General features: G+C 74.7%; 24 protein-coding genes. 10 read left to right on the top strand and 14 right to left on the bottom strand.

All coding sequences use genetic code 11. The features are described 5' to 3' along the window. The first annotated feature begins 11 nt into the window (after positions 1-11). Positions 12-719 (top strand): BTAD domain-containing putative transcriptional regulator, encoded by a 708-nt coding sequence (locus RF647_RS08520; RefSeq protein ID WP_368811337.1) that lies wholly within the window; start codon positions 12-14, stop codon positions 717-719. A 60-nt stretch (positions 720-779) separates the two neighbouring features. On the opposite strand, the gene RF647_RS08515 is transcribed toward RF647_RS08520, so the two are convergent. Next, positions 780-2174, bottom strand: a complete 1395-nt coding sequence (locus RF647_RS08515; RefSeq protein WP_368811336.1) for an aldehyde dehydrogenase — start codon at positions 2172-2174, stop codon at positions 780-782. 222 nt (positions 2175-2396) lie between these two features. Between RF647_RS08515 and RF647_RS08510 the strand changes: the two genes are divergently transcribed. The 3 genes from RF647_RS08510 to RF647_RS08500 all read left to right on the top strand — a co-directional run bounded on the left by RF647_RS08510 (position 2397) and on the right by RF647_RS08500 (position 4988). Further along, positions 2397-3098, top strand: coding sequence for an SDR family oxidoreductase (locus RF647_RS08510; RefSeq protein ID WP_133410103.1), 702 nt, complete (start codon positions 2397-2399; stop codon positions 3096-3098). A gap of 181 nt (positions 3099-3279) precedes the next feature. Further along, a complete protein-coding gene (locus RF647_RS08505) occupies positions 3280-3954 on the top strand; it encodes a hypothetical protein (protein WP_368811335.1) in 675 nt (224 codons plus the stop codon). Positions 3955-4097: 143 nt separating this feature from the next. Further along, positions 4098-4988 (top strand): oxygenase MpaB family protein, encoded by an 891-nt coding sequence (locus tag RF647_RS08500; protein WP_368811405.1) that lies wholly within the window; start codon positions 4098-4100, stop codon positions 4986-4988. 13 nt (positions 4989-5001) lie between these two features. Here the strand turns inward: RF647_RS08500 and RF647_RS08495 are convergent, their stop codons facing one another. The 11 genes from RF647_RS08495 to RF647_RS08445 form a co-directional block, all read right to left on the bottom strand. After that, a complete protein-coding gene (locus RF647_RS08495) occupies positions 5002-6771 on the bottom strand; it encodes a glycosyltransferase (protein WP_368811333.1) in 1770 nt (589 codons plus the stop codon). Positions 6772-6871: 100 nt separating this feature from the next. Next, positions 6872-7924, bottom strand: coding sequence for an LCP family protein (locus RF647_RS08490; protein ID WP_368811332.1), 1053 nt, complete (start codon positions 7922-7924; stop codon positions 6872-6874). A gap of 142 nt (positions 7925-8066) precedes the next feature. Next, the gene (locus tag RF647_RS08485) at positions 8067-9131 is read right to left on the bottom strand and encodes a biotin/lipoate A/B protein ligase family protein (protein ID WP_368811331.1); all 1065 of its coding nucleotides are present in this window, start codon (positions 9129-9131) and stop codon (positions 8067-8069) included. Between the two features lie 133 nt (positions 9132-9264). Further along, entirely contained in the window at positions 9265-9525 is a 261-nt protein-coding gene (locus tag RF647_RS08480; RefSeq protein WP_017834341.1) for a type B 50S ribosomal protein L31, read from the bottom strand. Positions 9526-9737: 212 nt separating this feature from the next. After that, positions 9738-10292 carry a hypothetical protein gene (locus tag RF647_RS08475; RefSeq protein WP_165979678.1) on the bottom strand — a complete coding sequence of 185 codons (555 nt, stop codon included), beginning with the start codon at positions 10290-10292 and terminating at the stop codon, positions 9738-9740. A gap of 181 nt (positions 10293-10473) precedes the next feature. Next, positions 10474-11277 carry a TrmH family RNA methyltransferase gene (locus tag RF647_RS08470; protein WP_368811404.1) on the bottom strand — a complete coding sequence of 268 codons (804 nt, stop codon included), beginning with the start codon at positions 11275-11277 and terminating at the stop codon, positions 10474-10476. A gap of 119 nt (positions 11278-11396) precedes the next feature. Continuing rightward, the gene (locus RF647_RS08465; RefSeq protein WP_368811330.1) at positions 11397-12269 is read right to left on the bottom strand and encodes a sulfite exporter TauE/SafE family protein; all 873 of its coding nucleotides are present in this window, start codon (positions 12267-12269) and stop codon (positions 11397-11399) included. 6 nt (positions 12270-12275) lie between these two features. Beyond that, positions 12276-13061: an ABC transporter ATP-binding protein gene (locus RF647_RS08460; RefSeq protein ID WP_031283465.1), complete on the bottom strand. Its 786-nt coding sequence runs from the start codon at positions 13059-13061 to the stop codon at positions 12276-12278. A gap of 60 nt (positions 13062-13121) precedes the next feature. Beyond that, complete coding sequence (locus RF647_RS08455; protein ID WP_368811329.1) at positions 13122-14045, bottom strand: enoyl-CoA hydratase/isomerase family protein; 924 nt, start codon at positions 14043-14045, stop codon at positions 13122-13124. After that, positions 14042-15334, bottom strand: coding sequence for a CaiB/BaiF CoA transferase family protein (locus RF647_RS08450; RefSeq protein ID WP_368811328.1), 1293 nt, complete (start codon positions 15332-15334; stop codon positions 14042-14044). The genes RF647_RS08455 and RF647_RS08450 overlap by 4 nt, the downstream gene beginning before the upstream one ends. Positions 15335-15387: 53 nt before the next feature. Continuing rightward, the gene (locus tag RF647_RS08445) at positions 15388-16770 is read right to left on the bottom strand and encodes an SLC13 family permease (RefSeq protein WP_133410094.1); all 1383 of its coding nucleotides are present in this window, start codon (positions 16768-16770) and stop codon (positions 15388-15390) included. A 206-nt stretch (positions 16771-16976) separates the two neighbouring features. Between RF647_RS08445 and RF647_RS08440 the strand changes: the two genes are divergently transcribed. The 5 genes from RF647_RS08440 to RF647_RS08420 all read left to right on the top strand — a co-directional run bounded on the left by RF647_RS08440 (position 16977) and on the right by RF647_RS08420 (position 21530). Continuing rightward, positions 16977-17675 carry a FadR/GntR family transcriptional regulator gene (locus RF647_RS08440; protein WP_368811327.1) on the top strand — a complete coding sequence of 233 codons (699 nt, stop codon included), beginning with the start codon at positions 16977-16979 and terminating at the stop codon, positions 17673-17675. A gap of 46 nt (positions 17676-17721) precedes the next feature. Next, the gene (gene serB / locus RF647_RS08435) at positions 17722-18651 is read left to right on the top strand and encodes a phosphoserine phosphatase SerB (protein WP_017834351.1); all 930 of its coding nucleotides are present in this window, start codon (positions 17722-17724) and stop codon (positions 18649-18651) included. 106 nt (positions 18652-18757) lie between these two features. After that, the gene (locus RF647_RS08430) at positions 18758-20551 is read left to right on the top strand and encodes an ATP-binding protein (protein WP_368811326.1); all 1794 of its coding nucleotides are present in this window, start codon (positions 18758-18760) and stop codon (positions 20549-20551) included. Continuing rightward, positions 20548-21213, top strand: a complete 666-nt coding sequence (locus RF647_RS08425; RefSeq protein WP_368811325.1) for a response regulator — start codon at positions 20548-20550, stop codon at positions 21211-21213. The genes RF647_RS08430 and RF647_RS08425 overlap by 4 nt, the downstream gene beginning before the upstream one ends. A 41-nt stretch (positions 21214-21254) precedes the next feature. Continuing rightward, positions 21255-21530, top strand: coding sequence for a helix-turn-helix transcriptional regulator (locus RF647_RS08420; protein ID WP_095651514.1), 276 nt, complete (start codon positions 21255-21257; stop codon positions 21528-21530). A gap of 54 nt (positions 21531-21584) precedes the next feature. Here the strand turns inward: RF647_RS08420 and RF647_RS08415 are convergent, their stop codons facing one another. Continuing rightward, complete coding sequence (locus tag RF647_RS08415) at positions 21585-21995, bottom strand: hypothetical protein (protein WP_368811324.1); 411 nt, start codon at positions 21993-21995, stop codon at positions 21585-21587. A 111-nt stretch (positions 21996-22106) separates the two neighbouring features. On the opposite strand from RF647_RS08415, the gene RF647_RS08410 reads away from it, so the two are divergent. Beyond that, positions 22107-22934, top strand: coding sequence for an amidohydrolase (locus tag RF647_RS08410; RefSeq protein ID WP_368811323.1), 828 nt, complete (start codon positions 22107-22109; stop codon positions 22932-22934). On the opposite strand, the gene RF647_RS08405 is transcribed toward RF647_RS08410, so the two are convergent. Further along, positions 22892-23446 (bottom strand): dihydrofolate reductase family protein, encoded by a 555-nt coding sequence (locus RF647_RS08405; protein ID WP_368811322.1) that lies wholly within the window; start codon positions 23444-23446, stop codon positions 22892-22894. The genes RF647_RS08410 and RF647_RS08405 overlap by 43 nt on opposite strands. Positions 23447-23453 lie beyond the last annotated feature (7 nt).

Below are 23453 nucleotides of genomic sequence, written 5' to 3'. Positions count from 1 at the left end.
GGAGCAGGAGCATGGGCGAGCGGAGGACGATCACGCTGCGCCTGCTGGGGAGCTGGGACCTCGCCGTGCAGGGCGCCCCGGTGCACACCGGGGCGCGGCAGCAGCGGCTCCTGTCGGCGCTGGCGATCCACGGCCCCCGGTCCCGGCACTACCTCGCCGGCCTGCTGTGGCCGGAGTGCCCGGAGGACCACGCGCTCGGCAGCCTGCGCGCGGCCGTCTTCACCCTGTCCCGGCGCGTGCCGGGGGCCTTGGAAGGCCGCGGCGGCGACCTCACGCTCTCCGGGGCGGTGGACGTGGACCTGCACCGCCTGCTCGAGCTGGTCGTGCGCCCCGTGGCCTCCTGGTCCGCCGAGCAGGACGACGCCTGGGTGCTGGACCGCCCCCGGGTGGCGCTGCTGCCGGGCTGGTACGACGACTGGGTGGTCGAAGAGCAGGCCCGGCTGCAGGAGCTCTACGTCAACGCCGTGGAGGAGCGGGCCGAGCTCTGCCTCGTCCGCGGCGAGGTCCACCACGCCCTCGCGCTGGCCCGGACGGTCCGTGACGCCGCTCCCCTGCGCGAGAGCGCCGTGCGCCTGCTGCTCCGCGCCCACCTCGCTCTCGGCAACGAGGCCGAGGCCCGGCGGGCGTTCCAGGAGTACCGCTCGGCCCTCGCGGCGGAGCTGGGCGAGCAGCCCTCGGACCGGGTCCGGGGGCTGCTCGAGCCCCGGCGCCGACGGTGAGGACCCGGGCCCCGGGACCGGCCTGCGGCCACCGGGGCCCGCTGGCGCCGCGGTCCGGGCTCAGCCGGCCGCGGGCGGCATCTCCAGGTGCACGACCTTCACCTGGGTCATTTCGTCGAGGAGCTCGGGGCCGTAGCCGAAGCCCGCGCCCGACGCCCGCCGCGGCTGCGCCGCACCGCCCGGGGCGCCGCCGAAGACGTTGTTGACCTTGAGCGTGCCCACCGGCAGTTCGGCCACGGCGCGCTGGGCGTGGGCGATCCGGCCGGTGAGCACCGTCGCGGCCAGCCCGTAGCGGTCGGCGGCGGCCAGCCGGAGCCCCTCGTCGAAGCTGTCGACGACCTGGACCGGCGCCACGGGCCCGAACGTCTCCTCGCTCATCACGGTCATCGCGGGGGTGCACCCGCGCAGGACGGTGGCCGGGTAGAACGCGCCGGGGCCCTCCGGGACCTGTGCGCCCTCGAGCACGACCGCCCCCTGGGCGACGCTCTCGGCGACCTGGCGGTGGACCTCCTCGCGCAGCCGCTCGTCGACCAGCGGCGCGAGCGTGCCGTCGGTGTTGCGCCGGCGCGCCTCCTCGGCGAGCGCCTCGAGGAACGGCTCGGCGACGCCGCGGTGGACGAAGATCCGCTCGACCGCCACGCAGATCTGGCCCGAGTTCGCGAACGCGCCGAGGGCGGCCTGCCCGGCGGCCCAGACGGGGTCGACGTCGTCGTCGACCACCAGGGCGTCGTTGCCGCCGTTCTCCCGGACCACGTGGGCGCCGGTGCCGACCGCCGCGCGGGCGATGGCCTCCCCCGTGGCGGTGGAGCCGACGTGGGCGAGGACGTCGACGCCGGGCAGCGCCGTGAGCAGCTCCCCCACGGCGGCGCCGCCGGTGACGGTGCCGAGCACGCCGGCCGGCAGGGCCCCGGCGAGGATCTCCCCGAGGCGGGCCCCCACGTGGGGGCAGCGCTCGCTCGGCTTGTGCACCACGGTGTTGCCGGTGACGACCGCCGCGCCCAGCAGGCCCGCGGCCACGGCCACGGGGTCGTTCCAGGGGGTCAGGGCGACGACGACGCCGCGCGGCTCCGCGACCGTGTAGTCGGCCGCGAGCACGCTGCCGCGCAGGCTGTGGCCCCGGTGCACCGGGCCGAGCTCCGCGTACTGGTGGAGCGTCCCGACCCCGGCCATGACCCCGCCCAAGGACTCCTCGACGGGCTTGCCGGTCTCGCGGGTGTTGAGCTCGGCGAGCTCCTGGGCGTGGGCGGCCAGGCGGTCGGCGGACGCGCGCAGGGCCTTCCCGCGCTCCTCGGGCGCGGTCCGCGCCCAGTCCCGGGCGGCGCCGCGGGCGGTCGCGACCGCGGCCCGCACCTCCTCCTCCGTGGCGGCGGCCAGGGTGCCGACCGTGGACCCGTCCCGCGGATCCTGCACGGTGAGCTCGGTCGTCGGGGCGGTGGCGGGTGCTGCGGTGGTCATGGAACTCCTTCTCCGTGCGGGCGGGCGTCCTCCGGCCGTGCGGGTGCGGACACCCCGGGGGCCGTCCTGATGAGCATACTGATGAACGGCTCGGGAGCGGCTACGGTAGCAGGGACCAGGCCGCCGCACCCGCGGCGCCTGACCCCTGTTCCGACGAGGAGCAGCACGCCCGCCCGCGGCACCGGCCGTGGGCGCGGCTGTGTCCAGCAGAGAGGAAGTTGCATGAGTCTCCAGCCCACCAACCCCGGCCGGGTGCTGATCACCGGCGGTGCCTCCGGGCTCGGCGCCGCCGTGGCGGAGGCGGTCCGCGACAACGGCGGCACCCCCATCGTCCTGGACCGGGACATCAGCACGCTCACCGGCGTCACCGCCTACGAGGTCGACGTGGCGGACACCGCCGCGGTGACCGGGACGGTGCGCCGGGCCGTGGCGGCCGCCGGCGGTCTGGACGCGGTCGTCACCGCGGCCGGCATCGACCGCTGCGGCCGGCTCGAGGACGTGGCGAGCACCGAGTGGGAGAAGGTCGTGCAGGTCAACCTGTTCGGCACCGTGTCCACGGTGCGTGCGGCGCTGCCCGCCCTGCGGGAGTCCCGGGGGCGGGTCGTCACCGTGGCCTCAACCCTGGCGCTGAAGGGCGTCTCGGACGCGACGGCGTACTGCGCCTCCAAGTTCGGGGTGCTGGGCTTCACCCAGGCCCTCGCCGCGGAGCTCAAGGGCGAGGTCGGCGTCACCCAGCTCATTCCCGGCGGCATGAAGACGCACTTCTTCGACGACCGGGACGAGCAGTACAAGCCCCAGGACGACTCCCAGCTCAACGATCCGGAGAACGTCGCGAACGCCGTCCTGTTCGCCCTCGGCCAGCCCCGCGGGTGCGAGATCCGCGAGCTGTTCGTCGCCCACGCCGAGGAGGGCTCCTGGCCCTGATCGGCACTGCGTGCGGAGGGACGGCCGGGCCGCACGGTGGAAACGCCTCGGGCCCGGCCGTCGCCGCTGGTGAGAGTACCGTTGTCCCCACAACGGGCGACGAGTCGGGCGCGGGCAGATCATGACTGCGCATCTAGACTGATGACCTCTCCCCGACCGCACAGGAAGGCCTGACGTCAGCGTGGACTCCCCCCTCGACACCACGGTGGCACGCGTCCCGATCACGGTGCGCTGCCTCGACGAGCACGGCCGGTCCGTGCGCCTCTCGGCGCGCACGCTCGGCCGCGGCTCCACCGACCTGCAGGACCTGCTGCGCCGGGCCTACGCCGCCGTCCGGGAGGACTGCCCCGCCGAGACCGTCACCGTCTCCTTCCTGGAGGACTGCCGGGGCAGGCTGCAACTGGAGTACCTGGTGGTGGACCGCACCCGTCCGAGCCGCTGGCGGCGGAACCGCGAGCGGGGCCGCGCGGAGGACGTCCGGACGGCGCTGACGGAGGCGACCATCGTCGTGACTCTCGCGGTCGAGGCCGTGGGGGCGGTCGCCGCCGCGTCCACGGCCCGGTGGTCGGAGGGTGACACCCCCGACTTCGCCGACCTGGTCCTCGACGGCGCGCGCACCGTCCGGCTGCCCGGCGCCGTGCGCGGCATGCTCGGCGACGACGCGGTGCTGGAGCTGCTGCGGGGCACCATGGCGATGTTCCTGGACGACGACGTCGAGCAGCTGGTCATCGGCAAGGACCTCGAGCTGCCGGGCCGCTACCAGGAGACGGTGGTGACCCGCTCCCCCGCCCTCGTGCGCTTCCTCCAGGGCGAGCCCCTGGCGGGGCTGGTTCCCGGGGGCTCCGAACGGCCCTGAACTCCTGGTCCTGCCCGGTGCGGCCCCGCCCCGGGGGCGGATCCGGGCGCGGTCCTGCTCGGCGCACCGCCACGGATGTCGGAGGCGGCGGCCATGATGGGCCCGACCGGTCACCGGGACGGAAGGGGCTTGACGTGGGACTGATGGCGCCGTTGCAGGACAGGCTGCGCACGACCTTCGCCGGACAGGCGGACCGCGTGCCGGAGTGGGAGCTGGCGCTGGCCGACGGCCAGGACGCCGGGCACTTCCGGCCCGGTTCGGCGGTGTGGGCCGTGCACGGGTCGATGGCGACCATCCCCGCGGGCGTGCGCGCCCTGCTCACCCAGGCCCTGCACCCGGGGGCGCTGGCCGGCGTCGTCGAGCACTCGGACTACCGGAACGACCCCCTGGGGCGCCTCGCCGGGACCATCCGGTGGCTCTTCACCGTCACCTACGGCGACACCACCGCCGCGCACCGGGCCTCGGCGCACGTCCGCCGGATCCACGACGGCGTGCGAGGCACCTACACCGGGGCCGACGGCGTGCGGCGCCCGTACTGCGCGAACGACCCCGAGCTCGCCGAGTGGGTCCACCTGGCGTTCACGGACGCGTTCCTGCGCTCCCACCAGCGGTGGGACGGGCCGATCCCGGGCGGGCCGGACGCCTACGTGCGGGAGTGGGCCGTGGCGGGCCGGCTGATGGGCGTGGAGCGGCCGCCGCGCTCCGAGGCCGAGCTGGACGAGCGCCTCCGGTCCTTCGGCCCCCGCCTCGCCGGAGGCCCGCGCGTGGACGACGTCGTGGCGTTCCTGCGCCGCCCTCCCCTGGACCCGGTGCTGCTGCCGGGCTACCGGGCCCTGTTCGCCGCCGTCGTGGACTCGCTGCCCGGGGACCGGTTGGACCTGCTCGGTCTCGAGCGTCCGCGGCTGGGCCCCGTGCCGCTTCCCACGCGCAGCGCCGCCGGGCTCACCCTGGCGGTGGTCGGCCACGCCCTCGGGGAGACGGGGCCGAGCGAGGCGGCCGCACGCCGCCGCCTCGCTCGCCTCGGCCTGCTCTGAGAACGCACCGCGCTCAGGCCGAGGCCTCCTCGGTCCCGGCGCGCCCGGTGACGTGGTCGTAGGCCGCCGCGGCCGCCGCGGCCACGCCGTGCCAGGTTCGTCCCGGCACGACCCGGCGCCGGCCCTCGCCGCCGAGGCAGCGGCGCACGGCGGGGCACTCGAGCATCATCCGCAGGACCGTGGCGAGGGTCTCGGGCTCCTCCGGCGGGGTGAGCATCCCGGTGATGCCGTCGGCCACGGTCTCGGCGAGCACCGGCAGCCGCGAGGCGACCACGGGGGTCCCGGTGGCCAGGGCCTCGACGGACTCGGTCGGGGCCGCGGCCCGGGTGACCGGGCGGTCCTTGCGCGCGACCACGAACACGTCGAACGCCTGGTGGTACTGCACGACCTGCTCGTCCGGGACCCGCCCCGCGAAGCGGACCCGGTCGCCCAGGCCGAGCTCCGCGGCCAGGCGCTCGAGCTCCCGCCGCGCCGGGCCCTCGCCCACGACCACCACGAGCAGCTCCGGCACGTCGGCGCGCACGAGGGCCGCGGCGCGCAGGAGGTCGTCGAGGCCCTCGTGCTCCACGAGGTCCGCGACCGCGCCCACCACCCGGGCCGTCTCCGGCAGCCCGAGGACCCGGCGCGCCTCCCGCAGGGGGCGGGGATCCGCCAGGTAGGGGCCGTCCACGGCGGGGGGCGCCACGCGGACGGGCACCGGGCCGGCCGGCAGGGCCCGCGTCAGCGCCCGCACCCGCTCGCCCATCGCACGGCTCGTGGTCACCACGTCGGCCGCGGCGGCCAGGACCTCGGCCTCCCGGGCGCAGTCGAGCCGGTGGCGCTCGCTCGTGGCGGCCTCGGCGGGACGGGAGGCCGCCCACCGGTCGGCCGGCAGCTCGCGCACCTCGTAGACCCACGGGATGCCCAGGGCCTCGGCCACCGCGCGGGTCACGAGGCCGTTGCCGGGGCGGCTCGTCGTGTGCAGCACGGCGGGCCGGGCGCGCAGGGCCAGTTCGAGCAGGGCCTGCGCCTCCTGCTGCAGTCGTGCCGTGGGCAGCAGCGCCCGGCGGGCGGGCAGGATCCGGTGGTAGGAGACGCCGTCGAGCACCTCGGGCGCCGGCCCGTGCGACCGGCCGTCGGCGGGCACGGGACCGGGGCGGGTCACGGCGGTCACGGTCCAGCCCTGGGCCACGGTCGCGGACAGCAGGGAGTGGTGGCGCGGGGCGCTGCGGCCCCGGGTGCGCGGCGATGCCTCGGCCAGCACGTGCAGCACGGAGGCGGCCTCCGGCCGGTAGCCGACCACCGGGGTGAGCGCGGGCCGCCAGCCGGAGAGCAGCCGCAGGTCGTCCTCGTAGTGGAGCAGCCGGCGGCGCTCCCCCGGCGTGGCACGCCCGGCGGCCACGGCGCGCCGGAGCTCGACCACGGCCTCCGAGATCCGGCCGACGTGGCGGTGCCGGCGGGCCCGCGTGCCGGCGAGGTCGCTGGTGCCGGACGGCACCAGCGCGAGGAACCGGTCCGCCTCGGCCACGCGGCCCGCGGACAGGGCGGCCTCGGCGAGGCGGCGGGCCGCGCCCGGCGCGGGACGCCGGCGGCGGGCCCGGCCGAGCCGGTGCTCGAGCTGCCGCTCCGCGCGCGGGTCCGGGCCCAGGGTGCGGGCCACGGCGGCCCCGGCCTCGGGCCAGGGACTGCGCAGCAGGGCGCGGGCGGCGGGTCGCGCCGCGCCGGCAGGGAGGACCCGGGCCGCGGGCAGCCAGAAGGCCTCGGGCTCGTCGTCCGGACTGAAGGGGCGGGGAGTGTGCGGCATGGCCTTCTCGCGGGGGTCAAGAGGGGCCGTCCCGGTCGATCACGGGGCGTGCTGCGGGCGGGGGAAGACGTTCCTCGCCGGGTCGGGGGCCGGTGGGGAACTACTGATCGTCAGGGTTCAGCGTAGCAAGATATGCGCCCAGATCGTCCGCCGCGACGGCCGTGCCGATGCCCGCCATCGCTTCGAGGTCCGGCAGGACCACGGACTGCCCGTCCGGGGACACGCCGAGGCCCTGGTCGGGGGCCGTGGTCATCTGCAGGTCCCCGGCGGAGAGACCGGCCAGGTCGGGGGCGAGCCCGGCGATCCACGCCGCGTCGAGCCCCTCGCTCACCGTCAGGTAGGGCGAGAAGTCGCTGACCACGGTGTGCAGCCGGACCGGGTTGAGCAGCGTCTGCGGGCCGAGCAGCCGCTCGAGAGCGGCCTGGACGTAGTTGCGCTGGTTCTCCACCCGCTGGAAGTCCCCGTCCTCGAAGGCCTTGCGCTCCCGGACGAACTCGAGCGCCCGTTCCCCGTCCATGTGCTCGGGGCCCTGCTCGAAGGTCATGCCCTCGTTGGACACGAAGTCCTGGGGCACGTCGACGGTCACGCCGCCGAGGGCGTCGGTGAGGGCCTGGAAGCCGGCGAAGTCCACCTCGGCGACCTGGTCGACCCGGGTGCCGAAGAGGTCCTCGACCGTCCCGACCATCAGCGGGACGCCGCCGAGGTCGAGGGCGGCGTTGATCTTCGCCTCCCCCACCCCGGGGATCGGCACCCACGTGTCCCGCAGCACGGAGATGATGTAGGCCTCGCCGCCGTCCTCGGGCAGGTGCACCAGCATGATGGTGTCCGCCCGCACCCCCTCGACGCCCACGTCCGCCCGCCCGCCGGGCTGGCTGTCGGCGCCGAGCAGCAGCACGGTGGTGCCCCGGTCCTGGGCGGAACCCGCGGCGGGGCGCCCGCTCTCGGCGGGGAACGCGTCGTCCACGACCTGCTTGCGGGCGTCGAAGGTCCGTCCCAGGTTCCAGACGAACGCGGCGGCCACCAGGGCGAGGACCAGCACGAGACCCAGGAGCACCAGCAGCACGCGCCGCACCGGGCGGCGGCGCGGCGCGGCCGCCGCGCGCTCGGCACCACGGTCGGCGTCGCGGGCGGACTCGCGGTCGTGGACGGTCATCAGAGGCTCCCCGTTCGGTGGGTCGGGCGGACGCCGGTCGCGGCACCTGTCCCGGCCGGTGCGCCCATGCTAGGCCGCCGCTGCTCGGAGGTCGCCCGGAGGTCGCTGGGAGAGCCGGGGGCGGAGGAGGGCCACGGGCGGGTCAGGGCACCCGGGCGACCCACTCCGGGGTGGCGAACTTGGTGCGCACGAGCTCGCGGGCGGCGGCGATCTCGGCGTCCCGGACGGTGCCCTCCGCGGCCCCGTAGCGGCCCGCGAAGACCTCCACGAGCTTGTCCACGACGTCGGCGCGAGCCATGCCGGTCTGCCGGCGCAGCGGGTCCACGCGCTTCTTGGCCGAGCGGTGCCCCTTGTCGGAGAGCTTCTCCTTGCCGATCCGCAGGACCTCGGTCATCTTCTGCGCGTCGATGTCGTAGCTCATGGTCACGTGGTGGACCATCCCGCCGCCCGCGAAGCGCTTCTGCGCCGCTCCGCCGATCTTGCCGTGCTCGGTGGCGATGTCGTTGAGCGGGACGTAGAACGCCTCCAGGCCCATCTCCTGGAACGCCTGCATGACCCACTGGTCGAGGAACGGGTAGGACTCCGAGAAGCTGAGCCCGTCCACGAGCGTCTGCGGCAGGTACAGCGAGTAGGTGATGCAGTTGCCCGCCTCCATGAACATGGCCCCGCCCCCGGAGACGCGGCGCACCACGGAGACGCCGTGCCGCCGGGCGCCCTCCGCGTCCACCTCGTTGCGCAGGGACTGGAAGGACCCGATCACCACGGACGGCTCCTCCCAGTCCCACAGGCGCAGGGCGGGCGGGCGCCGGCCCGCGCCCACCTCGCGGGCGAGGACCTCGTCGAGCGCGAGGTTCTCCAGGGTGGGGCGGACGGTCGGCGGGATGACCTCCCACGCGTGGTCGTCCCACGTCGTGGCGTGGGCCAGCGCCCGGCGGACCGCGGTGGCGATCGCCTGCGCGGAGAAGCCGAACAGCACGACGTCGGGCGCGAGGGCCGCCTCGACCGCCGCGACGATCTCCTGCGGTGAGGCGTGCTCGCTGAGCCCGGTGAGCGCCGCGTTGATGTCCTCGAGGGCCTCGTCGGGCTCGAGGAAGAAGTCCCCGTTCACGGAGACGTCGGCCAGCCGCCCGTCGACCACGTCCAGGTCCGCGACCACGAGCTTGCCGCCCAGCACCTTGTACTCCCCGTGCCGCCGCTCCTGCGCCATCCGCGTCCTTCCCTCGTCCGTGCCGGTGGTCCCGGGTCAGCCTACGCCGGGGACCGCGGGCACGGCGCAGGCCCGGACCGGTGCGGTCCGGGCCTGCGGGCGATCGTGCGGGGCCCCGCGAGCGGGACGGAGATCAGCTGCTGGACTTGCCGAAGTTCTTGAAGCGGGCGTTGAAGCGCTCCACGCGGCCGGCGGAGTCCATGATGCGCTGCTTGCCGGTGTAGAACGGGTGGGACTCCGAGGAGATCTCGACCTCGATGATCGGGTACTCGTTGCCGTCCTCCCACGTCTCGGTCTTCTTCGAGGTGGCGGTGGAACGGGTCAGGATCGTCTTGCCGGAGGCCAGGTCGCGGAAGAGGACCGGGTGGTAGTCCGGGTGGATGTCAGTCTTCATGGGGTTCAAACCTTTGTCGTCGGTGCCTGGATTTTGCCAGCCACGGTTTCGCTCGGTGGGCGGTGCGCCGTCGTCGTCCGTCCGCGCGGTCCGGGAAGGGCGGGGGCATCGGGCACCAGCGGTCCAGCGTACCGGATCGCCGGTGGAAATACACCCGCCGTCCCGCGGCGCGGGGGCCCGGTGCGTGCCGTTCCCCCCGCGCCGCGGGCGCCTCACCACCGGTGGGCGACGTCCACGACGAGCCGCGACCCCCGGCCCGGCCCGTCGAGGACGAACACCCGGAACGGCAGCCGGGCGCGCACGCCGAGGCCGACCGAGGTCCGGGCCTCGTAGCTGCCGCCCCACGCGACCTGGCGGAACGTGCGGTAGCCTGCGACGTCCACGAGCTCCCGCCGGTCGTCGAACTCGTAGGTGGGCCTGCCCCTGCCGTCGTAGGCGGGGGCGTTGGCCGTGATCACCAGGTCGGTCCCCCGCAGGGGGATGGGGTCGCCGGAGCCGATGCCCGTGAACCGGGCGTAGCGCACGTCGTAGCCCCGCAACCTGCCGTCGAGGTCGATCACCATCCGGTCGAAGCAGCGGTGCTGCCCCGCCCGGACGTCCGTGACGTGGGGGTAGCGGGGCGTGGTCGCCTCACCGCTGCGGGCCTTGGCCCCCGATCCCCACGTGATGCCGCAGTACGGGGCCGCGGCGTTCGCGCTGCCGGGGACGATGAGCCCCAGCCCCATGGCCAGCACCACTGCCGCCAGCCACGAGATCACCTTCTTCATGACACACCCGATCGTTCCTCTGCGCCCGGCCGCCGGCTGGTGCCGCGGTTGGAAGGACCGGGCCTCGCAGACCCCTCCAGGATAGTCTTCGCACTTGCCAACAGCACTGGTCGCACCGTGATCGACGCCCGAACCGTGACCTGTGGCCGGGGCGGCGGGTTCGTGACCGCGCGCCCGGGGGCTACCGGCCGGGCCGGGTCTCCCAGAAGGCCACGGCCGAGGCGGCGGCGACGTTGAGGGAGTCCACGCCGTGGGACATCGGGATCCGCACGGTGAGGTCCGCGTGGTGGACGGTGGCGGCGCTCAGACCGTCCCCCTCGGTGCCGAGGACGAGGGCGAGCCGCTCGTCGCGGCGCGCCGACAGCTCCTGGAGGGTGATCGAGTCGTCGCTCAGGGCGAGCGCCGCCGTGGTGAAGCCCGCGTCCTTGATCCGCTGCAGGTCGGCCGTCCAGTGCTGCAGCCGGGTCCACGGGACCTGGAAGACGGTGCCCATGGACACCCGGATGGAGCGCCGGTACAGGGGGTCGGCGCAGCGCGGGGTGACGAGCACGGCGTCGACGTCCAGCGCCGCGGCCGAGCGGAAGATCGCCCCCACGTTGGTGTGGTCGACGATGTCCTCGAGGACCGCCACCCGGTGCGACGACGCCAGGAGCCGCTCCAGCTCCACCGGCTCCGGGCGCTGCATGGCCGCGATCGCCCCGCGGTGCAGGTGGAAGCCGGTGATCTGCTCGAGCACCTCGTCCGGGCCGACGTACAGAGGCACGTCCGGGTGCTCGGCGAGGACGTCCGCGAGGTCCTGCAGCCACTTCTCCGCCATGAAGAAGGACCGGGGGGTGTGCCCGGCCGCGAGCGCCCGGCGGAGCACCTTGGAGGACTCGGCGATGTACATGCCGCGCTCGGGCTCGAGCTTGCGCCGCAGTCTGACGTCGGTCAGGCGGGCGTAGTCGGCCACCCGGGGGTCGTCGGCGCTGTCGAGGCGGATCATCTGGGGGAGGTCGGTCACGGGTGTCTCTTCGGGGTCGGGGTTCGTGGCGGGCGGGGGCGGGGCCCCGGACAGGGTCCGCCCCGAATGGTAGCTGGAGCCTGTCCGGGGCCCGGCCGGTCTCAGAGCAGCTGGGACACGAGGCTCACGAGGGCCACGACGCCGAGCACCACGATCACGGTGCGCAGCAGGACCGGGGAGAGCCGGCGGCCGATCTTGGCCCCCGCCCAGGCGCCCACCGTGGAGCTGAGGGCGATGAGCAGCACCACCCACCAGTTGATCCGGTCGAACGCGAAGAGGATGTAAGACACGGCGGCGACGATGTTCACCGCCGCCACCAGCACCACCTTGACGGCGTTGGCGGCCTGCAGCGAGGCGAGCAGGAACACGCCCAGGATGCCGAGCAGCAGCACGCCCTGGGCGGCCACGAAGTACCCGCCGTAGATCCCGGCCAGGAACACCAGGACGTACAGGGACGCGGGCTGCGGGGCCCGGTCCGGGTCGAGGGTGCGGGGGGTCTCCCGCCGGGCCCGGGCCGCCGCGGCGGCGGCCTCGGCCTGCTCGTCCTTGCGCCGGCGCACCAGTGCCTGGAGCCGCGGCTGGAAGACCACGAACAGGAGGGCGACGACGATCAGCCCCGGCGCGGCGTAGCCGAAGACCTCCTCGGGCAGGTGCAGCAGCAGCCACGCGCCGATCACCCCGCCCAGCGCGGAGCAAGGGATGAGCTTGAGGAGGGTCCGCTCCACGCCCGCGAGCTCGTGGCGGTAGTTCCAGGCGCCGGTGAGGTTGCCGGCGATCAGTCCCATCGCGTTGGACATGGACGCGGTCACGGGCGGGACGCCCATGGTCACGAGCACGGGGAAGGTGACGAGGGTGCCGGAGCCGACGATGGTGTTGATCAGTCCGGCGGCGACGCCGGCGAGCAGGATGAGGGCGGCCTGCCACCACTCGAACGGGAAGTCCGCGGCGAGGGCGGCGAGCGTGTCGGGCACCACGTCGGGTCAGGACCGGCCGAACGCGGCGAAACGGTTGCCGACCTTCACCAGCTTCAGCGGGAGGCCGAAGGTCTCGGAGAGGTTCTTCTGCGTCATGACGGTGCGGACGGGGCCCGCGGCCACCACCCGGCCCTCGCGCAGCAGCAGCGCGTGGGTGAAGGCGTCGGGCACCTCTTCGAGGTGGTGGGTGACCATGACGATCGCCGGGGACGCCCCGTCGCGGGCCAGCTCGTCCAGCCGGGCCACCAGGTCCTCCCGCCCGCCCACGTCCAGGCCGGCGGCGGGCTCGTCGAGCAGCAGCAGCTCGGGGTCGGTCATCAGGGCGCGGGCGATCAGGACGCGCTTGCGCTCCCCCTCCGAGAGCGAGCCGAAGCGGCGCTCCGCCAGGTGCTCGATCCCCCACGCGGCCATCAGCTCCTGCGCCTGGGCCTCGTCGGCGTCGTCGTAGCTCTCGATCCACCGCCCCGTCACCCCGTACGCGGCGGTGACCACGCAGTTGCGCACGGACTCGGCGTCGGGGATCTGGGTGGCGAGCACGGCGGAGGTCAGCCCGATGCGCGGGCGCAGCTCGAACACGTCCACCGCGCCGAGGATCTCGTCCAGGATGTCGACCATGCCCCGGGAGGGGTGCAGGCGGGCCGCCGCGATGGACAGCAGGGTGGTCTTGCCGGCGCCGTTGGGGCCGAGGATGACCCAGCGCTCGCCCTCGTTGACGACCCAGTCCACGGAATCCAGCAGGGTCTTCTGTCCGCGGACCACGCTGACGTCCACCATCTCCACCACAGCACTCATACCCGCCACTCTAGGACACGCGGAGCGGCGCACCGGCGTGCCGGTGCGCCGCGCACCCCGTCAGGGACGGGCGGAGCGGCGCGGCCACCGCCCACGGATGATCGACGCGCGGTGCTCCCGGCCCTTCCCGGCGGCGCCGGAGCGGGCGGCCCAGAAGTCCTCCCCGGCCCAGCGGAAGCGGGGCGTCTCCTTGTCCAGGAACGCCCGCTGCCCGATGCGGGCGTCGGGTCCGTCGAGGACTTCCCGGAATAGGGCCTCCGACACCTCGTCCGCGCCGAACCCGGTTGCCTCGCCCTCGTCCGGGGAGGCGAGCCCGATCAGGTGCTTGTGGGCCTGCACGGACAGCTGGGACCGCCCCGCCAGGTCCGTGACCAGCTGCTCCAGGGCCGTCTCGAAGCCGGCGTCCTCCACCACGCGGGTGAGCATGCCCCACCGCTCGGCGTCGGCGGCGGTGACGGTGTCGCCGGTGAGCAGCAGGTAGGAGGCCGTGCCCGGGCCCACCAGGCGGACCAGGCGCTGGATCCCGGAGGCCGGGAACACGATGCCGATGCGGGCCGGGGTCAGTCCGATGCGCAGGGATGCCGTGGCGATGCGCAGGTCGCAGGCACCGGCCAGCATCCAGGCCCCGCCCATGCAGTACCCCTCCAGGGCCGCCACGGTGGGCTTGTGCACCGCCGCCAGGGCCGCCTCGGCCTCGGTGAGCAGCCCGCCGCGGGGCAGCCCGGTGCCGGGCTCCCCCAGGCACTCGAACACCTCGGCGATGTCGGCCCCGGCGGAGAACACCCCGCCCGCTCCGCGCAGGCCGATCACCCGCACGCCGGGGTCGGCGTCGAGTTTCTCCAGCACGCCCGGCAGGGCCGCCCACATCGCCGGGGACAGCGCGTTGCGCCGGTCGGGACGGTCGAGGACCACCCAGGCCACGGGGCCTTCCCGCCGGACCTCCAGGGCGCCGGTGGACATCTCGGGGAGGGGCTGAGCGGTCATCGGCGGGCCTCCGCCTTCGGGTCGGTGGTGTTCCCGGTGGGACTGGCCCCGGTCGCGGTGCCCGCGAGCCAGTCGCGGACGGAGGCACCGTGCTGGTCGAGCACGGGCGGCGCGGCGTGGTTCCGCCGTGTCGTCTCGTCCGTGTCGCCGGGGGCGAAGAACCGCACCGCGGGTCCGGGCAGCTCGACGTGACCGAGGACCTCGTGGTCGACGCCCACGACCAGCCCCTGCGAGCGCACCTGGTCCCAGGCGTAGACCTCGTCCAGGGTCCGGACCTTCCCGGCCGGGATGCCGATCCCGGCCAGCAGCTCCAGCAGCTCCTCGGGACCGTGCGCGGCGAAGGCCTCCTCGACGGCGGCGATCACGGCCGGGCGGTTGCGGACGCGGTCGGCGTTGGTCGCGAACTCCGGCCGGTCGGGGTCGATCCCGAAGGCCCCGGCGAAGGTGCGCCACAGCTTCTCGCTGCCCACGCTGATCTGCACCTTCCCGCCGCGGCAGGCGAACAGGCCGTAGGGCGCGATGGAGGGGTGGTGGTTGCCCTGGGCCCGCGGCACCTCGTGGGCCACGGTGGCGCGGGTGCCCTGGAAGGCGTGCACCCCGACCACCGAGGACAGCAGGGAGGTGCGCACGACCTTCCCGGCCCCGGTGCGCTCGCGCTCGTAGAGGGCGGCCAGCACGCCGTAGGCGCCGTTCATCCCGGCCAGCAGGTCGGCGATGGGCACGCCCACCCGCTGGGGGTCGTCCGGGCCGGACCCGGTGAGCGACATGAGTCCGGCCTCGCCCTGGACGATCTGGTCGTAGCCGGAGCGCCGGGACTCCGGTCCGTCGTGGCCGAAGCCGGTGATGGAGAGCACCACCAGGCGGGGGTTCAGGCGGTGCAGCTCCTCGACGGAGAAGCCGAGCCGGTCCAGCACCCCGGGCCGGAAGTTCTCCACCAGGACGTCGGCGCGCTCCACGAGCGCCCGGAGCACCTGCCCGCCGTCGTCGGACTTGAGGTCCAGGGCCACGGACTCCTTGTTGCGGTTGCAGGACAGGAAGTACGTGGCCTGCGGGTCGTCCTCGGGTCCCACGAAGGGCGGGCCCCACCCGCGGGTGTCGTCGCCCGTGCCGGGGCTCTCGATCTTGACGACCCGCGCGCCCAGGTCGGCGAGCATCATGGCCGCGTGCGGGCCGGCGAGGGCCCGGGACAGGTCCACGACGAGGGTGTCCGCCAGGGGGCCGCCGGACGGCGAGGGCTCCTGGGGGTCGGTGCGGGGCGCGGTGGCGGTGGCGGGCTGGGTGTCGGTCATGGCGGGTTCCTCCGGGATCGGGTCGGTGGGCATCGGCGGGGCGGGGCGGCGGGCTACAGCCAGCCGGGGGCGACCATCACGGCCCAGACCAGCAGCGGGCCGATGACGACGACGCCGGTGGCGTAGACGAGGATCTTCTTGTAGAAGACGTCGCGGTCCACGTCGGCGGGGGCGTTGGCCAGCACGAGCGCGCCGTTGGTGGAGAACGGGGAGACGTCGACGATGGTCGAGGAAACGGCCAGGGCGCAGATCAGCCCGGTGGCCCCGACCTCGCCCGCGAGCAGGAAGGGCACGGCCAGGGGGATGAGCGCCGCGAGGATGGCGGTCGAGGAGGCGAAGGCGGAGACGACGGCGCCGATGTAGCAGATCAGCAGCGCCGCCAGCAGCGGCATCCCCAGGCCGGCCACGCCGTTGGAGACGTACTCGATGGTGCCCGCCTCCTGCAGCACGCCGACGAAGGTCAGCATGCCGCCGAGCAGCAGCACGGTGGACCAGTCGATCTTGTTGACCGCGCCCTTCTGCGCCTTCGGGGAGACCAGGGCCAGGACGACGGCGACGGTGATGGCCACGAAGCCCACGTCCACGCCGAAGCCCAGGGCGACGACGGCCAGCACGACCAGGCCCAGGATGGTGGCGGCCTGCGGGAGCAGTCCGTCTCTGCCCTCGCGCCGGACCGGGGGCTCGGAGGATCCGGCCGGGTCACGGGGACCGTACATGCCCGAGCCGAAGCCCTTGAAGTCCACGTCCCGGTCCCCGGCGTGCCCGGCGGCGACACGGCTGCGGGACAGGCGGGCCTCGGAGGCCCGCTCCACGAAGTCCTCGGCGCGGGCCGAGACGAGGCCGCGCCCGCCGAGGGTCACGAACAGGCCCACGGCGATCAGCAGGTTGAAGACCAGGCTGGAGAGGAACACCGCGATGGGGCTGACGTCCAGCCCGGCCCCGGCGACGATGCCGTTGACGGTCACTCCGTAGACGGAGATCGGCGAGAAGCCGCCGCCCTGGGCGCCGTGGATGACCATCATGCCCATCATCAGGGGATTGATCTTGTACTTGGCGGCGAAGCTCAGCGCGATCGGGGCGATGATCGCCACGGCGGCCGGGGACAGGGCGCCCACCGCGGTGATCACGGCGGTGATGAAGAACATGATCCACGGGATCAGCGCGACCCGGCTGCCCACCAGTTTCACCGCCGCCTGCACGAGCAGGTCCACGGTGCCGTTCTTCTGGGCGATGGCGAACAGATAGGTCACCCCCACGATGGTGAGGAACAGCCCGCCGGGGAACGCCTCGAGGATCTGGTCGGTGTCCATCCCGAGGACGAACACCCCCAACACGAACGCGCCCACGAAGGCCAGCGCCCCCATGTTGACGGGCAGGACGGTGGCCACGACGAACATCGCGGCCAGGATGATGATGGAGAGCACTTCTGGGCCCATGGGTCTTCCTTCGGATCAGGACGGTCCCGCCGGTGAGGGTGAAGCTCCTGCGGGAACAGTGGTGTGGATCACACCGCCAGTTTTGGACTAGCCAATAGGACACTAGGGGTCCTTGTCAATCGGTGGGCTAGCATGGGAGGCAGCAGTCGCCGCGAGGTGCCGCGCCGCCGGGACGCCCCGGCGCCGTGCGACCGGGGAGGACGGACATGGCAGGGCCCAACAGGATCGACCGGGTGGAACGCCCTCGGCTCTACGAGCAGGTGGTGGAGCGGCTGCTGGACCACGTCATCCAGGACCGGCTCGAGAGCGGCGACCGGCTCCCGCCGGAGCGGGACCTCGCCGACAGCCTGGGCGTCTCCCGGGCCACCGTCGCCCAGGCCCTGGTGGCGCTGGAGGTGCTCGGGGTGATCGACGTGCAGCACGGCAACGGGGCGGTGCTGCGCTACCGGCCCTCCAGCGCCGTAGTGCTGCGGGGACTGCGCGAGCACGCCGATCGGCTGCCGGACATCGTCGACGCCCGCAGCGCCGTGGAGACCAAGATCGCCGCCCTGGCCGCGGCCCGGCGCACCCCCGAGGACCTGTGCGCCATCGAGCACGCCCTGGCGCTCATGGCGCAGGACATCGCCGGCGGCGGCCGCGGGCTGGAGGGCGACGAGCTGTTCCACGCCGCGGTCACCGCCGCCGCCCACTCCTCGGTCCTGGCCCGGATGATGACCGAGATCTCCGGACTCGTGCGGGAGACCCGCATCGAGTCCCTGAGCCAGCAGGGCCGCCCCGAACGGTCCCTGGAATCCCACCGGACGATCGTGGACGCCATCCGCGACCGGGAGCCCGAGCGGGCGGCCCGCGCGATGGCCGAGCACATCGAACTCGTCTCCGACGTCGCGGTGCTCCGCCCCGAGTGAGAGCCCCGGTCGGCCGTTGCCCGCGCCTGCCGATAAGCTGGCGCACATGACCACCGACCTCGCCGTCATCGCGTTTGCCCAGAATCCGGACCCGGAGGCCCGTGAGCGCATCCTCACCCTCGTGCAGGACGCCGGCGCCGAGGTCGAGCGCTTCTCCACGGTGCGGGTCACCGGCCCAGGTTCGGCCGGGCCGGACTCGGAGGTCCCCGGCTACAACGCCTTCACCGCGCTCGTGCACGGCTCCGACGCGACCGCCCTGCTCGCCGCCCTGCGCCCCGACCCGCTGACCCAGATGCTGCCGGGCGTGGACGTCAACGTGGTGCCGACCACCCTCTTCGACCCCGGGCGCAAGAAGCTGCTCATCATGGACGTCGACTCCACGCTCATCCAGCAGGAGGTCGTGGACATGCTCGCCGCCCACGCGGGGCGCGAGGCCGAGGTCGCCGCCGTGACCCGGGCGGCCATGCTCGGCGAGCTGGACTTCGCCGAGTCCCTGCTCGCGCGCGTCGAGACCCTCGCCGGGCTGCCCGCGTCCGTGCTCGACGAGGTCCTGGCCGCGGTCCGGCTCTCCCCCGGCGCGGACGTCCTCGTCAAGGCCTTCCTGCGAGAGGGGCACGCCGTGGCGGCGGTCTCCGGTGGCTTCCTTGGCGTCCTCACCCCGCTCGCCGAGCAGCTGCGGCTCACCCGGCACGCGGCGAACACCCTCGAGGTCGTCGACGGCACGCTCACCGGCAGGGTGCTCGGCGAGGTCGTGGACCGCACCGTCAAGGAGCGGTGCCTGCGGACCTGGGCAGAGGAGCTCGACGTCGCCCCCGAGGACGTCATCGCCGTGGGCGACGGCGCCAACGACCTCGACATGCTCACGGCCGCCGGGCTCGGCGTGGCCTACAACGCCAAGCCCGCCCTGCGCGCGGCCGCCGACGCCCAGGTCAACCTGCCGAACCTCGACGCGGTCCGGTTTTTCGCGGACCTCTGATCCCCCGCCCAGGCCCCCGCTCCCGGCGGCCGACCCGGGTCGTAGAGTGGGATGCAGCACGCGCGGCCCTCGAGCACGAGACCACGCCCGGCCCCGAGGAGAGACAGTGACGGCACCCGGTGCGCCCCGGCAGCGCCCCGGCTTCCTGGCCCGGATGATGCTGCTGCACCTCGCCGTGGTGACCCTCGTCGTCGCCCTGTGCGGGGGTGTCTACGGCTGGCTGACCTACGAGCGGCTGGGCCGGGACGCCGAGCGCCAGGCGCTGTCCATCGCCCGGTCGGTGGCCGCCGACGACGACGTCCGCGCGGGCGTGGCGGACCTGGTCGACGCCGGTCCCGGCGACCTCGACCCGCAGGTGCTGTCCGGGGGCGCCCTGCAGACCGCCGCGGAGGAGGTCCGAGACCGCACGGACTCCCTCTTCGTGGTGATCACCGACGACACCGGGCTGCGGCTCTCCCACCCCAATCCCGAGCAGCTGGGCCGGCCCGTCAGCACGGACCCCACCGAGGCCCTGGCCGGGCGGGAGGTCACGAGCCAGGAGCGCGGCACCCTGGGGCGCTCCGCCCGGGCCAAGGTCCCGGTGTACGCCCCGGGAACGGACGCCGCCGTGGTGGGCGCCGTCAGCGTGGGGATCTCCCGCACGGACATGCTCGCCACCCTGCAGGAGGACATCACCCCCGTGGCCGCCACCGCCGTGGGCGCCCTCGGCCTCGGCGCGGCCGCCTCCGCGGCGATCGCGCGCCGGCTCAAGCGCCTCACCCTCGGCCTGGAGCCCGAGGAGATCGCCACGCTCGCCCAGGACCAGGAGGCGGTGCTGCGCGGGGTCGACGAAGGCGTCATCGGCATCTCGCCCGAGCACCGCATCACCGTGGTCAACGCCGAGGCGGGACGGCTGCTGGGCGTGGCGGAACCCTCCCGACTCGTGGGGACCCCCCTGGCCGAGGCGGGCCTGCCGGCGTCCTTCTCGGCGCTGCTCGCCGCGGCGACCCCCGCGTCCCCGGCCGTGGAGCAGGTCGTCGGCCGGCACGTGCTGATCCTCTCCGCCCGCGCCGTCCGCCCCGACCGCCCGGGCCTGCCCCCGCTGGGCTGGGTGGTCCTGATCCGGGACCGCACCGAGCTGCAGTCCCTGACCCGCCAGCTCGACGCCGTCGGCGCCCTCAGCACCGCACTGCGCGCCCAGCGCCACGAGTTCGCCAACCGCCTGCACACCATCGCGGGGCTGCTCGCGATCGGCGACGCCGAGGAGGCCCGCCGGTACGTGGCCGAGGTGACCGAGACCGGCCCCCTGAGCTACCCCGCCGAGGGAGCACAGCTGCTGCGTGACCCCTACCTGCAGGCGTTTCTGGGGGCGAAGAGCGTCGAGGCCGCCGAGCGCGGCGTGAGCCTGCGCATCGGCGCCGACACCCTCGTCCGCGGCCGCATCACGGACCCGCAGGACGTCACCACCGTGATCGGCAGCCTCGTGGACAACGCCGTCCGCGCCGCCGTCCAGGGCGCGGCGGGAGACCGCTGGGTCGAGGTCGAGCTGCTCGACGACTGGACCGGCGGGGAAGGCACCCTGCACCTCGTCGTGGCCGACTCCGGCGACGGGCTCCCCGTGGCTGACCCCGAGCCGATCTTCGCCCAGGGCTGGTCCACCGCCGTGCCCTCCGGCGGATCCGGGGACGGGGGCGGAGCGCCGTTCGCCGTGCTGCCCGACGTCCACGGCCAGGGCTTCGGCCTGTCCCTGAGCCGGGAGCTGGCCCGCCGGCGCGGCGGGGAGGTGTGGGTGGCCGATCCCGGACGCCCCGGCGGGCCGGGAGCCGTCTTCTGCGCGCGCCTGCCCGGTACCGTGGTCCGCGACCCCGGGACCGACGTCGCCGGCGAACGGTCCGCCGGCAGATCAGGAGGTGCAGGATGAGCGACGACCTGGTGGTCCTCGTGGTCGACGACGACTTCCACGTGGGACGGCTGCACGCCGGCTTCGTCAACGCTGTGCCGGGCTTCACGGCGCTGACCCCCGTGGGCACCGCCGAGCAGGCGATGCGCACCGTCCACGCCCACCAGCCCGACCTCGTGCTGCTGGACGTCTACCTGCCCGACGCGCTCGGCCTGGACCTGCTGCGGGCCCTCGACGTGGACGTCATCATGCTCACCGCGGCGGCCGACCCGGCCTCCGTGCGGACCGCCGTCCGCCGCGGCGCGCTCGCCTACCTGATCAAGCCGTTCCCGAACGAGCGGCTGGCGCGCACCCTGCGGGCCTACGCACGGTACCGCCGGCTGCTCACCGACCGGGACGCGCTGACGCAGGAGACCGTGGACCGTGCCCTGCACGCCCTGCACCCGGGCGAGACCGCCTCCCCCGGCGAGCGCACCCGGTCCGCGACGGAGAGCTCGGTCCTGGCGGCCCTGGAGGCCGGGGTGCCCCTCTCGGCCGCGGAGATCGCCCGGAAGGTCGGCATCTCCCGGGCCACCGCCCAGCGCTACCTCTCCGCGCTGGCCGAGGACGGGTCGGTCGAGATCCAGCTCCGCTACGGGAGCACGGGCCGCCCGGAGCACCGTTACGGGCCCGCGGCCCCCTGATCCCAGGTTCATGCTCAGGGCCGGTCCCTAGACTGCCCGCCATGGCGAGCAGGGTGCGACCGGAACCACAGGACCAGTGTCTCTCCTGGCCGGACGAGATCTGCGGCGACCCGGTGGCGGAGCGGGCGAGGCTGTTCGCGCTGAACCTGCGGGCGGCCGCGGGGTCCCGGACGCTGCGGGAGCTCGGGGCGCTCACCGGTGTCGACCACACGGCGCTGTCCCGGATCCTGGACGGGCACGTCTGGCCGGACGGGTACACGATCGCCCGCCTCGAGGTGCGGCTGGGGGTCAGCCTGTGGCCCCCCTACGAGGAGTGATCCGCACCGCCCGGGCACGGTCGCCGCGGCCCGGCCGGGACGGTCCGGCGCCGGTCAGGGCGCGGTCAGGTCCAGCCAGTAGGTGTCGCTCCGCTCGTCGTGGTGCAGCAGCCGCTCCAGCGGTCCGTCGTAGGCGTCCAGGGCGCGGCCCACGAGCTCGCGCACGTCCCGCGCGGCGACCGTGACGGTGCCGCCGAGCTCGTCGTCGGCCGTCTCGCGCACCACCACGACCCGGCCCGGGTCGCCCCAGACGTAGTCGCCCGCGGCGTCGCGCAGGGCGTCGACGAAGAACTCCTGGTCACCGTCGTGGCCGAGCACGTCCAGGCGCACCGCGTCGGGGTGGCGGCGCACCAGCTCGGCGGCCACCAGGCGCAGCAGCTTCCGGGCGTAGCTGCGCCGGGCCCGGTCGAGCGCCTCCTCGGCGGCCTGGAGCACGTGGTCGGGGGTCAGGACGGTGGTGGTCACAGGCATGCAGTGTATGTGTGCGCAAGCAACGAGGGCGGGCGCCACCCCGGTCGCGCCGCCGGACCGGCCGGCGCCCGCGCACGGCCCCACGGTCTCGGGCAGAATGACCGCATGATCGACGCCCACCTGCACGTGGTCGACCCGCGGTTCCCGCTGGTGCCCAACCAGGGGTACCTGCCGCCGACCTTCACGGTCGGGGACTACCGGCGCAGGGTCCGGGAGCTGGGCGTGGCGGGCGGGGCCGTGGTCAGCGGTTCCTTCCAGGGCCACGCCCAGGAGTGGCTGCGCTCGGCGCTGGCGGAGCTCGGCCCCGGATTCGTCGGTGTGACCCAGCTGCCGCCCACCGTCCCGGACGAGCAGGTGCACGAGCTCCACGGGGCCGGGGTGCGGGCGGTGCGCTTCACCCTCCGCCGCGGCGCCGACGCGGACCCTGCCGGCATCGAGCGGCTCGCCCGGCGGGTGCACGACCTCGCCGGGTGGCACGCCGAGTTCTATGCGGACGCCGCCGCGCTGGAGCACCTCGCCCCCGTGCTGCGGCGCCTGCCGCGGGCCGGCGTCGACCACCTCGGCATGAGCGCGGCGGGGCTGCCGCGGCTGCTCGAGCTCGTCGGGCGGGGCGTGAAGGTCAAGGCCACGGGGTTCGGGCGCGTCGACCTCGACGTGCCGGACGCCCTGCGCCGGATCCACGCCGTGGACCCGACGGCCCTGCTCTTCGGCACCGATCTGCCGAGCACCCGGGCGGAGCGCCCGTTCCGGGACGCGGACGTCGCGCTGGTCGCCGAGACCCTGGGCGCCGGCGCCGCGGCGGCCGTGCTGCACGACAACGCCGCGGCCTGGTACGGGCTGCCGCGAACGGCGGCCCCGCACCGGCCGCCCGGCCCGGCGGCGGAGAGCGGCTACTCCGGCCACACCTGCCGGTCCGGGCCCTGCAGGACGTAGCGCAGCTCCACGGCGCCGCCCTCGAAGTGGGTGGTGCGCTGGAGCCGCAGATCGCGCGCCGCCGCGGTCGGCAGGACGGGATGTCCTCCGCCCAGCACGATCGGCATGTAGGTCAGCAACAGCTCGTCGAGCAGACCGGCGTCCGCGAACTGGGCCGCGAGCTTCCCGCCGCCCACCACCCACAGGTTCCGCTCGCCCGCGGCGGCGACCAGGGCCTCAACGTGCAGCGTGACCGGCCCGCTGACGAACGTCAGGTCCGCCCCCGGCGGCCGCGGCAGCTCGCGGTGGGTGAAGACCCAGACCGGCAGGTCCCCGTAGGCCCAGTCCCCCTGGTCGAGGACGAACTCGTACGTGCTCGCGCCCATCGCGAGCGCGCCGACGTCGGCCAGGAACGCGTCGTAGTGCTCCTGGTAGGCCTCGAAGCCGTACTGCAGCAACCAGTCGAGGTGGTTCTCCCGGTCGGCGATGTACCCGTCGGCGCTGGCCGCCACGTAGTACTGCGTTCTGCTCATACGCACC

Source organism: Kocuria sp. CPCC 205263, assembly GCF_040981075.1.
Lineage (GTDB): Bacteria > Actinomycetota > Actinomycetes > Actinomycetales > Micrococcaceae > Kocuria > Kocuria rosea.
This window is presented reverse-complemented; position numbering and strand designations above follow the sequence as displayed.